The following is a 14,754-nucleotide window of genomic DNA, read 5'->3' as shown; positions in this document are numbered from 1 at the left end:
GCGATCACGGTTTGGCGAGCACGTGCCGCGTGCGGTCCCCCATCGCCGGAACCCCGTTTCGGCCACTGAGATCTTGGGCGTAAAGCCCTATCGCGTAGGCGACACCGCCCCCTTGAATGCCCAGCGACGTGCGGTCGATGTGCTCGAGGGTGTCGCCTTTCTGGTGGTAGTTGGGGTCGAACGGTTGGTCGGCCGCTCCGCCCCACAACTTGGCCTGTTCGTCGGACTTCTTCACCTCGGCGCCGGAGAACAATCCGCCGGCTGGGATCCCCGAGAGCGTGAAGCCGTCGTAGTCGGAGCGACCGTCGAACGAGGTGTCCTGCGCGGTCTTACCGGCCGCCTTCAGATACGCGACCAGCGTGCGCTCGATGCCGGCCGAGCCCTCGGGCACCACCGGCTGGCCCCGGGCATCCATCGGCAGCGACTGGTCGCCGTCGTAGGTGAAATAGCCGGGATTGGGCGACGCCAGCATGTCGAAGTTCAGATAGAGCGCAATGCTTTTCAGAGCGTCGAGGTCCAGTGACTCGACGTAGTTCCGGGAGCCGATCAGCCCGAGTTCCTCGGCGCCCCAGAAGCCGAATCGCACCGCGTTGTGCACCTGTGGCGAATTCCCAAGTTGCACAGCGGCTTCCAGGATTGCAGCCACCCCGGAGCCGTTGTCGTTGATGCCGGGCCCCTCAGGCACGCTGTCGAGGTGCGCGCCGGCCATCACCACGTCAGTGGGCGATCCGGTCTTGGTCTGCGCGATGACGTTGCGGGCCTTGAAGCTTTGCGTATTGGCGCTGAGCTTGACGGTGGTGGGTCCGGACCGTTCGCGCAGTTGGAGCCCGACGGACTTGGTCACGCTGACCACCGGAAGCTTGACGTCGGTGTTTGCTCCCAGCGTGCCGCCCATCGTCTGTTCGTCGACATTGTCGACGATGACCAACGCCGCGACACCCCGCTGGGCGGCGGCGTCTTCTTTCTGGGCGAATTGGCAACTGCCGCGGTCCACGACCACGACCGCCCCCTGCACCGGCAACTTGTCGTAATCCGACGGAGTGCAACCGGGGCTCTCCTCGGCGGGCGCGACCACCAGCGGTCCGGTCACTCCGTCGGGTCCGGTGCCCAGACTGAATTCCAGCGCGCGGGCCTCGACCGTCTGACCCGCCACCGTCACCGATCCTTTGTCGGCGTGGAACACCCGGGCGGAAAACTCCGGTGTCTGCACGTCAAAACCGCTGCTGCGCAACGTGTTGACGACATAGTCCACACTGGCTTCATAGCCGGGGGTGCCCACCGCACGGGTGCCGTTGTTGGCGTTGGCGATGTCTTGGAGTTTGGACAGGTGCCTCATCATCGCGTCGGTCGTCACTTTGTTGCGCAACGTGTTGGCGAATTCGCCCGCGGCGGGATTGCCGGCCGGGGGCTGCGACTGAGTCGACCCACGATGACAACCCACCAGTAACGACGCGACCAACGCGGCCACGACGAGCACCGCAGACATGGTTCTCGATTTGTTCACCATCGCGCTCAGACTAGACGGCGCCGTGGCAGACGCGCCCGTTAACCACCCATCCGGTGCTCGAATCTTTTGCTACTCAGACGAACAGCGCGTTGAACGGGGACATCGGAATGTTGCGCACCACGAACCAGACGGCCACCAACGACAGTGTCACCGCCGCCGCCCAGCGATTGTGCTGCCAACTGCCAATCCGTCGACCGACCAGGCGACCATAGGTCCAGGCCAGGTAAGCCCAGATCAACAGTGCCAGCGCCGCCAGGCCAAGAGCATTGAACCTGGCGGCGGCCAACACGTTGCCGTGCAGAAGGCTGTAGAGCATTCGTAAGCTGCCGCACCCTGGGCAGTCGATGCCCAGTAAGGCTTTGGTGGGGCAGGTGGGGAGCGGACCGTTCGGGGTAGTCGGGTCACCCACCCAAATGGCGGCGCACATCAGCGTCGAGGCCGCGGCCACCAGCAGTGGCGCTCCCAGACCCAGTTGCACCGACCCTGGACGGGTCACCATCGACGCAACCCGGCTTAGAGCATCGCCGCCATGGCGGCGTTGGTGTCAGTGTTCATCGCGCCCAGGGCAATCAAGATGCCGTAGATGACCAGCGCGACGACGCCGGCGATGACCGACCACTTCACCCACTTCTTGGCGGCTTCGGAAGCCGCTTGCGCCTCGCCGTATTGGCCCTGCGCCCACAGCCCACTGACCTGAGAGGACTTCACAATCGCAACTACCCCAAGAGGAAGGCAGCAGAACAACGTCGCCAAGATCGACCACACCAAGTAGTTGTCCGGCTGTTGCCCTGCGGGCGGCTGCTGCGGGGGGGTAACCGGGCGGTGGGGGCGGTGGTTGTGTCATGGATTCTCCAGTCAAGAGAAGTTAGCTGGCGTAAAGCGGTGCTTACCATACCGGAGAGCCGTCGCAACGGCACCACCAAAGTGCAAAGTTTTTGCGCGACGGGTGTGCCGCGCGGCATCAGCGGTGGTGAGCGCGCCGCTGACGCGGTGATTCGACGAATCAACGCCCATACGACCCCGAGTGCGCACACAATCACCCGCGAAAGTCGGGGTGACGCCTCAAAGATGTTGGCTGAGTTGTTGTTTCGGGATCGCTGCCAGCGCTCCATCGCAAGCTTGAGCACACTGTTGCGGCAAATTGATTCCTACACAGATAATTTCCCAGGGCACGTGTTGCATGGCCAACTCATTGCCCACTCATGCCAATGGGCGGAAAGCTGGCGGATTCAAGGTTTGCTTGCAACAGTGGCTGTTGACGCGCTCGACAGTAGCCGATCGAGCATCTTGGCGGGGCTGTCCCAGTCGAATCGCTTTCGTGGCCGGTTGTTGAGTTCGGCAGCAACCTCGTCGAGGTAGGCAGCTGAGTGGATTGATAAGTCGGTGCCCTTCGGAAAGTATTGGCGCAAGAGGCCGTTGGTGTTTTCGTTGCTGCCGCGTTGCCAGGGTGAATGTGGGTCGCAGAAGTAGATGTCGAGGTCAGCGGCAAGGCTGATACGGCCGTGAGCGGCCATTTCGTGGCCTTGATCCCAGGTTAGGGTCTTCCACAGATCTCGTGGCAGGACTTGGATTTTGGCGATCATGGCCTCGGCGACCACATCGGCCTGGCGGCTAGCGGGTAGGTGCAGCAGCTGCACGAATCCAGTGGAGCGCTCGACTAGGGTGCCTATCTGAGAGGCCTGGTTCTTGCCGATGATGAGGTCTCCCTCCCAATGCCCAGGTACGGCGCGGTCGGCGGCCTCGGCGGGGCGCTCGCTGATGTTGACCATGCCCGGAATGCGGCTGCGACCATCTCCTGCGCGAGCTCTCTTACGGGGTCGACGCAGCGCGCGCCCGGTGCGCAGGCAGGTGACCAGATCGCGGCGTAACTCACCGCGTCCTTGCACGTAAAGCGCTCGGTAGATGGTCTCGTGGGACACGTGCATCTCCGGGCTGTCGGGATAGGTCTTGGCTAGCTCGCCGGCGATCTGCTCCGGGCTGTATTTCTTAGTCAACAATGCCTGCACCTTGCCGGCCAACTGCGGGCAGCGGGTCAGCTTGCCGGCCTTCGGGCGGCGCGCCCGTTCCTCGCTCCGGCGTTGAGCGATCCGCGCCGAATACCCCGACGTGGCATCCCACCCGCACTGGCGGGCCCCGAACCGATACTTAGCCCGATAGCGACCGGTCAGACCGCGAGCAGCGCCGTTTCGGTCAATCTCGCGCATGACCGTTGACGGCGCCCGCTTCAATCGATGAGCGATCAAGCGAATCGACTCACCTCGTGAGGTGCCGATCATGATCTGTTCGCGCTCCTCAGGCGACAGCCGCGGACGCTTGCGCCCCTGTGGCGCTTGCAGTTGTGGATTCACGCCACCAAATCTGCAAAACCATCTCCAGCCGCAGCTTCCAGACACGCCGACAGCAACACCGGCATCCTCTGAAGACCATCCCGCAGCGATCAACTCCCAGAACCGACGCCGAGCCGATAACCCCTGCCATTGGCGCGTCACCGAACACTCCTTACTACGAAGTGTTGCAATTACCCCCTGAACCCAAGGCTCTGTTTTCCGGCGATCAATAGAAATACACTCCCGAATGTCAGCGCCGCTGCACCGTCGGTCCGACGACCTAAGGAGTCAAGGATGTTCAACACCACTCACGCACTTCGGGCAGCGACGGCTGCGGCGCTCCTCGGCAGCGTTGGCTGTCTGGGCGCTGCGACCGCGAACGCCGACCCGTCCGACGCGCTTACCAGCTCGCTGTCGAAGGGCTACAGCACGAGCAACTGCGGCACACAGCCGGTTTCGGAAGTGCAGTCGACATTCCCCACCGTGCAGGCGATCATGGCGTGCGGGCAGAACGCCGACTCGGCCGGGCCCGCCTCGGCCAAGTACTTCCAGTTCCCCAACAGCGCCGACCTGGCCAGCGCCTTCCACCAAACTCATTGGCACCGACACCCTCACCAACTGTGGGGACGCCAAGTCGCCCACCACCTGGCACCAGGGCACCAACAACGACTCGGCCGGGCAGGTTGCCTGTGGCACCGATCAGGGCCAAGCCGAGGTCATCTGGACCGTCGACGCCAAGAACGTACTGGCCTTCGTCCGCGCGTCCAACGGTGACACCTCGAGCCTGTACCAGTGGTGGCGCACCAACGGCTGACCGTCACAATTCGGCGGCGATCAGTTCCGCCACGGCACGCATGCCGGCGCCGTTGGGATGCAGCGGCGCCGGCCTACCGGGAACCGGCACACCAGGTTTCGTCGTCCACGCCGCCGCAGACCACGCGTGGTGATCGCGGCTGGCCGCGCCGGCCCGAATGACGCCACACCCCGCTGCCTCGGCGGCCTCGGCCGTGCGTTGCTCCAGTGTGGCCGCGACGTGGCGTCCCAAGGCCGCATCGGCTTGCGACAACGGCGGTGCGGGCACGCCGGCCGGTGGCAGCACCGTCAGGTAATCGACGAACAAGACCCGGGCATGCGGTGCGCGCTCGCGCACCGCATGGCCGACCGAACACAGCGAATCAAAGACTGCGGCCAGAGCTTGTTCGCGACTGCCGCGGTCGAGCAATTCGCGAATATGATTGCCCACCAAGGGTATTCGTCGCACTACAGCGGGCAAGGACGCCGCCATCAACAACGGGATGTAGCCGACGTCATTGCCGCCGATGGTGATCGTGACCAAGGATTCCGAGCCGTCCAACGCGGTCACTTGCGGCGGCGCCCCATGTCGGTGCTGGGTGAGCAGGTCGGCGGTGGTGGCACCCGAATAGGTCACGTCGACCAGGTCGAAGTCGTGTTGGCGCGCCAGCAGATGTGGGTAGTTGCGGGCCGATCGGCCTGCCCTCCTTGGCGAATCGGCCGCGCGTGGCCGGATACCGGGCCCGGCAGCCATCGAACTACCCAGTGCCACATAGCGTTTCATGGAACGGTGGGGCTGGAGGCTTGGGCCCAGAAGCGTTTCGGGATCCGACCGGCCCGGCGCGCCAGATAACCGGCGGTGACGGCGGCGTTCATCGCCGCGGCCATTGCCGGTGGATCGACGGCCCGGGTCACCGCGGTGGCCAACAGCACGGCATCGCAACCCAACTCCATCGCCAGTGCGGCATCACTGGCGGTGCCGATGCCCGCATCCAGCACCACCGGAACCCCGGCGCGCGCCACGATCATCTCGATGTTGTGCGGGTTGTTGATGCCCAGGCCGGTACCGATCGGGGAACCCAGCGGCATTACCGCCGCGCATCCGGTGTCTTCCAGTCGACGCGCCAACGCCGGGTCGTCGTTGGTGTAGGGCAGGACGACAAACCCGTCGTCGACCAATTGTTCGGCAGCTCGGACCAATTCGACCGGGTCGGGTAGCAGGGTGCGTTCGTCGGCGATCACTTCCAGCTTGACCCAGTTGGTGTTCAGCGCCTCGCGGGCCAATTGCGCGGTCAACACCGCCTCGGCCGCGCCGCGACACCCGGCGGTGTTGGGCAGCGGTGTGATGCCGAGCCGGTTGAGCAGGTCCAGTAACCCGGTGCCGCCTTCGGCGTCGACCCGGCGGATCGCCACGGTCGTCAGCTCGGTTCCCGAGGCGATCAACGCCTCTTCGAGCACCGCCAGGTTGGTCGCTCCCCCGGTGCCCATGATCAGTCGTGAGGAGAAGGTGCGGTCCCCGATCGTCAGCTTTGCGTCAACCACCTTGCACCGCCGTCACCACTTCCAGTCGCACGGGCTCCGGTAATTCGGAGACCCGTCGTGCCCAATCCGATCTGGGCAGCACCGAGAAGTCCAGAGCCACCGCGACTCCCCGCTCCGGATAACCCAGGCGCTCGAGCAACGCGGCGACCGTCGTCTGCGCGTCGACCTCGATTTGTTGTTCGTTGACCGTCACGATCATCGGTGCGCTCCGACCGGGCTGAGTTCGGACACAATCTGTTCGGCGGTCCACGGCGCCAGCAGGAAACCCGATCGTCCGTGCCCGGCGGCCACCAGCGTCCGCGCGTCCAGACGGTGCACCAACGGCAGATTGTCCGGTGTCATCGGGCGCAACCCGGCGGCGCACTCGGCCAACTCGTATTCGCCCAGGGCGGGCAGCACCGCACACGCGTCGTCGAGCAAGTCGCGCACCCCGGACACCGCCGGGGCGGTGTCGCGGCCGTGTTCGTACTGGGTGGCGCCCACCACCACCCCGTCGGACCGGGGCACCAGGTACACCTGACGCCCGTGCACGCGGGCGCGAATAACCCTGTCCAGCAACGGCATACATCCTTTGCGCCAGCGCAGGCGCAGCACCTCGCCCTTCACCGGCCGCACCGGCAAGCCGGGCCACAACGCGGGCGCGTCGATCCCGTTGGCAATCACCACCGCGTCCGCAGTCACGGCGGACAGCTCGGTCACCGGCGCCGCCCACCGGACTCCCAGCTGCTCGCAGTCCGCGCCCAGCGCCTCCAGCAGCGCGCGGTTGTCCACCGCCAGTTCGGTGGGTGCGCGAAAGCCGTGCCGAATGCCTTGGGCCAGGAGGGGTTCGATGTCGCGCATCGCCGACTCCCACACCACCGGGTGGCCTTGCGCACACAACCAGTCGGCGACGGTGCGCAGATCCGCGACGTCGGCCCGATCGACGGCGACCACCAACGACTCGCGCGCGGTGATCACCTGTGGGGGCAGCCGGTCGAGAAATCCGCTTTCGTGCCACAGCCGCAGCGATTCCAGACCGAGCCGCAGTAGCCGTTCCTCCCCCGGCCAGGCTTCGCTGTGCGGGGCCAGCATCCCGGCAGCGACCCACGAGGCGCCACGCTCGTTGCTGCGGTGCACCCGCACCTCCCAGCCGGCCTGGGCGGCTCGGCGCGCCACCGACAGCCCGATGACGCCGCCGCCGATGACGGCAAGCGACCCCGTGGGGATGGTGGGCATTGACTGCTCCCTTCGCCGGCATGACCCGGATCAGGTGTGACGGTCAGGACAGGCCCAGACGCGGTCCGGTGGTGTCCACTCTCAGCCCCGCTGGTACCCGGGACTCCCGTGCTCTTCGGGGTCCACGCTAGCGCGCTACCGTCGGTTTGTGCACAGTCCCAGTACCAGCGCCCGGGTCCGGTTGGCGACGGCCCGGCTCTATCTGTGCACCGACGCGCGTCGGGAGCGAGGAGACTTGGCCGAATTCGCCGACGCCGCCCTGGCCGGCGGCGTGGACATCATCCAGCTGCGAGACAAGGGCTCGCCGGGTGAACAGCGGTTCGGCCCGCTCGAGGCACGCGACGAACTGGAGGCCCTGGCGGTGCTGGCCGACGCGGCCCGCCGGCACGGCGCCCTGCTGGCGGTCAACGACCGCGCCGATATCGCTCTAGCGGCCCGGGCCGACGTGCTGCACCTGGGCCAACGCGACCTGCCGCCGCATATCGCGCGGGACATCGTGGGGCCGGACACGGTGATCGGCCTGTCCAGTCACGACCCCGACCAAGCCAGGTCGGCGGCCGGGGCCGGTGACTACTTCTGCGTGGGCCCGTGCTGGCCGACCCCGACCAAGCCGGGCCGTGCCGCGCCCGGGCTGGACCTGGTACGCGCCGCCGCCCAACAGGCCGCCGGCATACCGTGGTTTGCTATCGGCGGCATCGACGCCCAGCGACTGCCCGAAGTGCTGGCAGCCGGCGCCCGCCGCGTCGTGGTGGTCCGCGCGATCACCGCGGCCGAGGACCCGCGGGCCGCGGCCCAGCAGCTCAGCTCGGCGCTTGCAGCAGCGAGCTGATCCGCCGGCTCAACTGCGACGGCACCTGGTCGGCGGCGCCGGGCATGCACCACACGAACACCCCGGCCTCGACCTCCATGGTCCGCGGCAGGCCGTGGCGTCGCTCGTCGCCGTCGCCCAGCGGCACGGTCGCCGGAGCCGTGCGCAGCCGCTGCCAACTGGCCGCGAACCCCGGATGCAGCGGCAGGTCGGCCACTTCGTCCTCACCGACCCACCGCAGCTCGGCGCTTTCGTGGTTGGGCCTGGTGTGCAGCAACTCGTCAGCGTCGGCGACGACGGTGGTGTAGGTCCAATCGGTGCCGCTGGCGACCGCGGTGACGACAGTGCCCCGCACGGTCACCCGCTCAGCGGCCAATCCAGCCTCCTCGTGCGCTTCACGCACTGCGGTTTGCTCGGGCGTCTCGTGGCTGTCGCGGGCACCGCCGGGCAGTCCCCAGGTGCCGCCCTGGTGGCTCCAAATCGCCCGGTGTTGCAGCAGCACCGCGGGCGTGCCGTCGGGGCGGGGCGCTCGCAGGAGCAGACCTGCCGCGCCGAACCTGCCCCAGTAGTGGGCGCCGCTGTCGGATACCACCCACCCGTCGCCGTCGCCCCGCACGAGTTCAGGATAGGCAGACTGTTCCATGAGGTTCCTCGCAATTGGGGTCGAATTAGGTCCGCCTACCCCCATCTGACGGAACATTCTCTTAGAATTCGCTTATTCGGGTTCGACATGGTCGAAAGATGAGGTCCGAGCAGACGTGACGGTTGAGCTGGCGCACCCGTCGACCGAGCCGCTGGGGTTGCGCTCGCCCGTGGAACCGGCCCACCCGCGCTGGTGGTTCGTCTCGACGACGCCCGGCCGCATCCTGACCATCGGCATCGTCCTGGCGGCGCTCGGCGTGGCCAGCGCGTTCGCCACCTCGACGACCATCAACCACCGCCAGCAGGTGCTCACGACCGTGCTCGAGCACACCGAGCCGCTGTCCTTCGCGGCCGGACGGCTCTACACCACGCTGTCGGTGGCCGACGCCGCGGCGGCTACCGCGTTCATCGCCCAGGCCGAACCCCGCGCGGTGCGGTTGCGCTACGAGCAGGCCATCACCGACGCCGCCGTGGCCGTGACGCGCGCGTCCAGCGGACTCAACGACGAACGGCTGGTGCAGTTGCTCGGCCGCATCAACGCCGAGCTGGCCGTCTATACCGGCCTGATCGAAATCGCCCGCACCAACAACCGCGCGGGCAATCCCGTGGGTTCGTCGTATCTGTCGGAAGCATCCGGGCTGATGCAATCGACGATCCTGCCGGACGCGCAGCAGCTGTATCAGGCGACGTCTGCCCGGGTGGACAGCGAAACCACCGCCTCGACCCAGATCCCGGCGCCGGTGATCCTGGTCGTCACCACCACGGCGGTGTTCGGCGCGTTCTCACATCGCTGGCTGGCCCGGCGCACCCGACGGCGCATCAACCCAGGTCTGGTGGTCGGCGCCCTCGGCATTCTCGTCATGGTGGTGTGGGTCGGAACCGCCCTGACAATCTCCACCACCGCCAGCCGCAGCGCCAAAGACACCGCCGCGGAGTCCCTCAAGACCATCACCAACCTGGCGATCACCGCCCAGCAGGCGCGCGCCGACGAAACCCTGTCGTTGATCCGTCGCGGCGACGAAGAGGTCCGCAAGCAGGCCTTCTACCAGCGCATCGACCGGATGCACCACCAGCTCGACGAGTACATGGCCCGCAACGACGCCGTCGACAAGCCCGACTTGCAAGGCGCCGACCAGCTGCTGGTGCGCTGGCAGCAGGCCAACGACCGGATCAACTCCTACATCTCGGTCGGCAACTACCGGGCCGCCACCCAGGTCGCGCTCGGCAAGGGCGAAAACGACTCGACGCCGGCGTTCGACAAGCTCGACGAAGCGCTGACCAAAGCCATGGATCAAAGCCGCAATCATCTGCGCAACGACGTCCTCAATGCGCACGCCGGGCTGGCCGGCGCGCAGGTGGGCGGCGTGGTGCTCAGCCTCGGCGCCGCCATCGCGGTGGCCCTCGGCTTGTGGCCCAGGCTGAAAGAGTATCGGTGATGGCGCGCCTGCCCATGCTCCGGCGGGCCGTGACCGTGCTCGGCGTGGCGGTGCTGTTGGCCGGCTGCGGGCATACCGAGCCGCTGAAGGTGGAGGCGACGCCGACGCTGCCGTTGCCCACTCCGGTCGGTATGGAGGAACTGCCGATGCAGCCTCCGCTGCCGCCAGACAACACCAGTCAGGGCTGCAATCCCACCGCCAGCCTGCGCCCGTTCCCCAACAAGGCCGACGCGGACGCCGCGGTTGCCAACATCCGCGCCCGCGGCCGGCTGATCGTCGGGCTGGACATCGGCAGCAACCTGTTCAGCTTCCGCGACCCGATCACCGGGGAGATCACCGGCTTCGACGTCGACATCGCCGGGGAGATCGCGCGCGACATCTTCGGCGTTCCCTCCCACGTCGAGTACCGGATCCTGTCGGCCGACGAGCGGATCACCGCACTACAGAAATCCCAGGTCGACGTCGTCGTCAAAACCATGACCATCACCTGCGAACGCCGCAAGCTGGTCAACTTCTCCACCGTCTACCTCGACGCCAACCAGCGCATCCTGGCGCCGCGCGACTCGCCAATCTCCAAGGTCTCCGACCTGTCCGGCAAGCGGGTCTGCGTGGCCCGGGGCACCACCTCGCTGCGGCGTATCCGCGAGATCGCCCCGCCCCCGATCGTGGTGTCGGTGGTCAACTGGGCCGACTGTCTGGTGGCCCTGCAGCAGCGGGAGATCGACGCGGTGAGCACCGACGACTCGATCCTGGCCGGGCTGGTTGAAGAAGATCCGTACCTGCATATTGTGGGGCCTAACATGGCCACGCAGCCCTACGGCATCGGAATCAACCTGGACAACACCGGTCTGGTCCGGTTCGTCAACGGCACCCTGGAACGCATCCGAACCGACGGCACGTGGAACACGTTGTACCGCAAATGGTTGACCGTTCTCGGGCCGGCTCCGCTGCCGCCCGCGCCGAGGTATGTCGACTGATGGGCAAGCCAACGCAGAACGCGCACGATGAGCTCCGGACCGACCAGTCGGTCCCCGCCGGTCAGCAGGAGACCGAAGAGGCCACGCACGATTCGGGCATGCAGGCCGCGGACGCGCAGACCGGTTCGGCGGCGGCCAGCCGACCCGTGGCCACCCAGGCGTTGTTCCGCCCGGATTTCGATGATGACGACGACGACGATTTCTCGATCTCCGTCGGCACGATGGACACCCAGCCCCAGGACCAGATGACGGCCGCGACGCGGGCGTTGCCGCAGGTGCGCAAGCTCGGCGGCGGCCTGGTGGAGATTCCGCGGGTGCCGGACATCGATCCGCTCAAGGCCCTGATGACCGATCCGGTGGTGCCGGAGAACAAGCGGTTCTGCTGGAACTGCGGGCGGCCGGTCGGGCGATCCGGCTCAGAAGGCGAGGGCGCATCCGAGGGGTGGTGCCCCTACTGCGGCAGCCCGTACTCGTTCCTTCCGCAGCTCAACCCCGGTGACCTCGTCGCCGGCCAGTACGAGGTGAAGGGCTGCATCGCGCACGGCGGCCTGGGGTGGGTGTATCTGGCCGTCGACCACAACGTCAACGACCGCCCGGTGGTGCTCAAGGGTCTGGTGCATTCCGGGGACGCCGAAGCGCAAGCGATCGCGATGGCCGAACGGCAGTTCCTGGCCGAGGTGGTGCACCCGCAGATCGTCCAGATCTTCAACTTCGTCGAGTATGAGGACAAGCATGGCGATCCCGTCGGCTACATCGTCATGGAATACATCGGCGGCCAGTCGCTCAAGCGGAGCAAGGGCGAGAAGCTGCCCGTCGCCGAGGCCATCGCCTACCTGCTCGAGATACTCCCGGCGCTGAGCTACCTGCATTCGATCGGCCTGGTCTACAACGACCTGAAGCCGGAGAACATCATGCTCACCGAAGAGCAGCTGAAGCTGATCGACCTGGGCGCGGTGTCGCGGATCAACTCGTTCGGCTACCTCTACGGCACTCCCGGATTTCAGGCGCCCGAGATCGTGCGGACCGGCCCGACGGTGGCCACCGACATCTACACGGTGGGTCGCACGCTGGCCGCGCTGACGTTGAATTTGCGCACCCGCAACGGCCGCTACCTCGATGGCCTGCCCGAAGACGACGCGGTGCTCAGCCAGTACGACTCGTTCGGCCGGTTGCTGCGCCGCGCCATCGACCCCGACCCTCGACGCCGCTTTGCCACCACCGAGGAGATGTCCGCCCAGATGATGGGTGTGCTGCGCGAGGTGGTGGCCGCGGACACCGGGGTGCCGCGGCCCGGCTTGTCGACGATCTTCAGTCCCAGCCGGTCGACGTTCGGGGTGGACCTGCTGGTCGCGCACACCGACGTGTACCTGGACGGGCAGGTGCATTCGGAGAAGTTGACCGCCAGGGAGATCGTCACCGCCCTGTCGGTGCCGCTGGTCGATCCGACCGATGTCGCCGCCTCGGTGCTGCAGGCGACGGTGTTGTCCCAGCCGGTGCAGACGCTGGACTCGTTGCGCGCGGCACGCCACGGCGCGCTGGACGCCGAGGGCCTGGACCTGTCGGAGTCGATCGAATTGCCGCTGATGGAGGTGCGGGCGTTGCTCGACCTCGGTGACGTCAGCAAGGCCACCCGCAAACTCGACGACCTGGCCGAGCGGGTGGGCTGGCGCTGGCGGTTGGTGTGGTACCGGGCCGTCGCGGAATTGTTGACCGGCGACTATGACTCTGCCACAAAGCATTTCACCGAGGTGCTCGATACTTTCCCCGGCGAGTTGGCGCCCAAGTTGGCGCTGGCCGCCACCGCGGAATTGGCCGGTGATACCGACCAGCACAACTTCTACAAGACGGTGTGGCAGACCAACGACGGGGTCATCTCGGCAGCGTTCGGACTGGCCCGGGCGCTGTCGGCGCAGGGCGATCGGTCCGGCGCGGTGCGGGTGCTCGACGAAGTGCCGCCCACCTCAAGGCATTTCACCACCGCGCGGCTGACCAGTGCGGTGACCCTGCTGTCCGGGCGGTCGACGAGTGAGATCACCGAGGAGCAGATCCGCGACGCCGCCCGGCGGGTGGAGGCGCTGCCGCCCACCGAGCCGCGGGTGTTGCAGATCCGCGCGCTGGTGCTGGGCGGGGCGATGGACTGGCTGGAAGACAACGAGGCCAGCACCAATCACATCCTGGGTTTTCCTTTCACCGAGCACGGGCTGCGACTCGGGGTCGAGGCGTCGCTGCGTCAACTCGCCCGCGTCGCGCCCACCCAGCGGCATCGGTACACGCTGGTCGACATGGCTAACCGAGTGCGGCCCACGAGCACGTTTTAGTCGCCCTTGGGTGGTGAGTGTGCGTGTGGGGCCGGCGAGTGTGCGTGTGGGGCAGCGAGTGTGAACCCTGAGCGTCGAGTGTGCGCCTACGGCGCCGAAACACCACAAACCCCGCCCTGGACGCACACTCAAAGCCGCTACCGCACACTCAAAGCCGCGACAGCACAGTCGATTCGGCCGGCCCGCCGCTGAAGCACACTGAGCGCCGAGCGTGCACTGACGGCGTCGAGTGTGCGCCTACGGCGGCGAAACGCCGCAAACCCCGCCCTGAGCGCACACTCAAAGCCGCGAGCGCACAGCCGATTCGACGATCGCTTCGCGAACCCGTCGCAGGATGTCGGCGGGCCGATCCTCCACGACGACCCGTACGATGATCCAGCCCATCCGCTCGAGCATTTCTATCCGGCGCAGGTCCTTGACGTACTGACGTCGGTCCATCCGATGTTGGTCGCCGTCATACTCGACCGCGACCAGGTGTTCCGGCCAGCCCAAGTCGAGGTAGGCGACCGGGATGCCGTCCACGCCCAATACCGGAATCTGCGTCTGCGGTCGAGGCAGTCCGGCGTCGATGAGCAGCAGCCGTAGATAGCTCTCACGCGGCGACTGTGCACCCGGGTCAACGAGATCCAGCGCCGCTTCCAACCGCCGCAGCCCGCGCGCGCCGCGATGGCTTTGCGCGACGGCCAAGACGTCGTCGACCTTGAAACCGGTAGCGCGGGCCAGCGTGTCCAATCGGGCGACCGCCGAGCGGATCGCGCCGCGCCGGCCGATGTCGAACGCGGTGCGCTCCGGTGTGGTCACCGCGAGCCCGTTCATGGTCTGGGATTCACCATCGTGCAACGCCTCGCGGCGCGTCAGTACACCCAGTGGCGGTCGAGTATTCGGATAGATGAGCTCGACTGGGACGTCGTCGGGAATCCACTCGGCTCCGTGCAGCGCCGCCGCGGCCGCACCGGCGATGGTCGCCTGACGGTGAGACCACAGCCAGGCTCCGCCGATGCGTTGCCGCAGGGTCGGATCGACGCCCTTCGTCAAGTAGACGTTTGGATAAACCGCGCAAAACCGCGTCCGCAGCTGATGCCGGTTCAACACTCCGCACGCCAGCGCTTCACTGCCGATGAACGGCTCGCCGAGATCCATGCGAGCAGAGTGGCACGACGAGCCCCATCCGCGCGTTCACCTATCCACAG

At 66.9% G+C, this 14,754-nt stretch carries 14 protein-coding genes and 1 pseudogene; 4 read left to right on the top strand and 11 right to left on the bottom strand.

All coding sequences use genetic code 11. The features are described from left to right. Window positions 1–4: 4 nt before the first annotated feature. From I2456_RS03750 to thiO, 9 genes and pseudogenes are all read right to left on the bottom strand, one after another. Window positions 5–1,507 carry a M28 family metallopeptidase gene (locus tag I2456_RS03750; protein WP_068164418.1) on the bottom strand — a complete coding sequence of 501 codons (1,503 nt, stop codon included), beginning with the start codon at window positions 1,505–1,507 and terminating at the stop codon, window positions 5–7. A gap of 73 nt (window positions 1,508–1,580) precedes the next feature. Beyond that, window positions 1,581–2,006: a DUF2752 domain-containing protein gene (locus I2456_RS03745; RefSeq protein ID WP_085075087.1), complete on the bottom strand. Its 426-nt coding sequence runs from the start codon at window positions 2,004–2,006 to the stop codon at window positions 1,581–1,583. A 14-nt stretch (window positions 2,007–2,020) separates the two neighbouring features. Next, window positions 2,021–2,351: pseudogene (locus I2456_RS03740) on the bottom strand (CD225/dispanin family protein). A 385-nt stretch (window positions 2,352–2,736) separates the two neighbouring features. Further along, complete coding sequence (locus I2456_RS03735) at window positions 2,737–3,996, bottom strand: IS30 family transposase (protein ID WP_163703785.1); 1,260 nt, start codon at window positions 3,994–3,996, stop codon at window positions 2,737–2,739. Between the two features lie 260 nt (window positions 3,997–4,256). Then, complete coding sequence (locus I2456_RS03730) at window positions 4,257–4,394, bottom strand: hypothetical protein (protein WP_163703786.1); 138 nt, start codon at window positions 4,392–4,394, stop codon at window positions 4,257–4,259. A 257-nt stretch (window positions 4,395–4,651) separates the two neighbouring features. Next, window positions 4,652–5,410, bottom strand: a complete 759-nt coding sequence (locus tag I2456_RS03725; RefSeq protein ID WP_085072731.1) for an SGNH/GDSL hydrolase family protein — start codon at window positions 5,408–5,410, stop codon at window positions 4,652–4,654. Further along, window positions 5,407–6,114: a thiazole synthase gene (gene thiG, locus I2456_RS03720; protein ID WP_390639493.1), complete on the bottom strand. Its 708-nt coding sequence runs from the start codon at window positions 6,112–6,114 to the stop codon at window positions 5,407–5,409. The genes I2456_RS03725 and thiG overlap by 4 nt, the downstream gene beginning before the upstream one ends. Before the next feature lie 46 nt (window positions 6,115–6,160). Then, window positions 6,161–6,367 (bottom strand): sulfur carrier protein ThiS, encoded by a 207-nt coding sequence (gene thiS, locus I2456_RS03715; RefSeq protein WP_068164408.1) that lies wholly within the window; start codon window positions 6,365–6,367, stop codon window positions 6,161–6,163. After that, complete coding sequence (gene thiO, locus I2456_RS03710) at window positions 6,364–7,383, bottom strand: glycine oxidase ThiO (protein ID WP_085072746.1); 1,020 nt, start codon at window positions 7,381–7,383, stop codon at window positions 6,364–6,366. Before thiO ends, thiS begins: the two co-directional genes overlap by 4 nt. Before the next feature lie 148 nt (window positions 7,384–7,531). Here thiO and thiE point away from each other — a divergent pair, with 148 nt between their 5' ends. Further along, the gene (gene thiE, locus I2456_RS03705; protein ID WP_085072730.1) at window positions 7,532–8,212 is read left to right on the top strand and encodes a thiamine phosphate synthase; all 681 of its coding nucleotides are present in this window, start codon (window positions 7,532–7,534) and stop codon (window positions 8,210–8,212) included. On the opposite strand, the gene I2456_RS03700 is transcribed toward thiE, so the two are convergent. Then, window positions 8,184–8,807 carry an NUDIX hydrolase gene (locus tag I2456_RS03700; RefSeq protein ID WP_068022952.1) on the bottom strand — a complete coding sequence of 208 codons (624 nt, stop codon included), beginning with the start codon at window positions 8,805–8,807 and terminating at the stop codon, window positions 8,184–8,186. The two genes, thiE and I2456_RS03700, sit on opposite strands and share 29 nt — an antisense overlap. A gap of 142 nt (window positions 8,808–8,949) precedes the next feature. On the opposite strand from I2456_RS03700, the gene glnX reads away from it, so the two are divergent. Genes glnX through I2456_RS03685 form a run of 3 tightly spaced genes read left to right on the top strand, consistent with a single transcriptional unit; the run spans window position 8,950 to window position 13,564 of the window. Next, complete coding sequence (gene glnX / locus I2456_RS03695; protein ID WP_068022636.1) at window positions 8,950–10,269, top strand: protein kinase G-activating protein GlnX; 1,320 nt, start codon at window positions 8,950–8,952, stop codon at window positions 10,267–10,269. After that, window positions 10,269–11,246, top strand: coding sequence for a glutamate ABC transporter substrate-binding protein (locus tag I2456_RS03690; protein WP_068022638.1), 978 nt, complete (start codon window positions 10,269–10,271; stop codon window positions 11,244–11,246). The genes glnX and I2456_RS03690 overlap by 1 nt, the downstream gene beginning before the upstream one ends. Beyond that, window positions 11,246–13,564, top strand: a complete 2,319-nt coding sequence (locus tag I2456_RS03685) for a serine/threonine-protein kinase PknG (RefSeq protein ID WP_085072729.1) — start codon at window positions 11,246–11,248, stop codon at window positions 13,562–13,564. Before I2456_RS03690 ends, I2456_RS03685 begins: the two co-directional genes overlap by 1 nt. Before the next feature lie 279 nt (window positions 13,565–13,843). Here the strand turns inward: I2456_RS03685 and I2456_RS03680 are convergent, their stop codons facing one another. Then, complete coding sequence (locus I2456_RS03680) at window positions 13,844–14,704, bottom strand: hypothetical protein (protein ID WP_085072728.1); 861 nt, start codon at window positions 14,702–14,704, stop codon at window positions 13,844–13,846. Window positions 14,705–14,754: the final 50 nt, after the last annotated feature.

This window comes from Mycobacterium kubicae (assembly GCF_015689175.1).
Taxonomy (GTDB): Bacteria; Actinomycetota; Actinomycetes; order Mycobacteriales; family Mycobacteriaceae; genus Mycobacterium; species Mycobacterium kubicae.
This window is presented reverse-complemented; position numbering and strand designations above follow the sequence as displayed.

Excerpts from the sequence above, each read along its gene's own strand:
- I2456_RS03750 (WP_068164418.1), bottom strand. The coding sequence starts at position 1,507 with ATGGTGAACAAATCGAGAACCATGTCTGCGGTGCTCGTCGTGGCCGCG.
- I2456_RS03745 (WP_085075087.1), bottom strand. The coding sequence starts at position 2,006 with ATGGTGACCCGTCCAGGGTCGGTGCAACTGGGTCTGGGAGCGCCACTG.
- I2456_RS03725 (WP_085072731.1), bottom strand. The coding sequence starts at position 5,410 with ATGAAACGCTATGTGGCACTGGGTAGTTCGATGGCTGCCGGGCCCGGT.
- thiG (WP_390639493.1), bottom strand. The coding sequence starts at position 6,114 with ATGGGCACCGGGGGAGCGACCAACCTGGCGGTGCTCGAAGAGGCGTTG.
- thiS (WP_068164408.1), bottom strand. The coding sequence starts at position 6,367 with ATGATCGTGACGGTCAACGAACAACAAATCGAGGTCGACGCGCAGACG.
- thiO (WP_085072746.1), bottom strand. The coding sequence starts at position 7,383 with ATGCCCACCATCCCCACGGGGTCGCTTGCCGTCATCGGCGGCGGCGTC.
- I2456_RS03690 (WP_068022638.1), top strand. The coding sequence starts at position 10,269 with ATGGCGCGCCTGCCCATGCTCCGGCGGGCCGTGACCGTGCTCGGCGTG.
- I2456_RS03685 (WP_085072729.1), top strand. The coding sequence starts at position 11,246 with ATGGGCAAGCCAACGCAGAACGCGCACGATGAGCTCCGGACCGACCAG.
- I2456_RS03680 (WP_085072728.1), bottom strand. The coding sequence starts at position 14,704 with ATGGATCTCGGCGAGCCGTTCATCGGCAGTGAAGCGCTGGCGTGCGGA.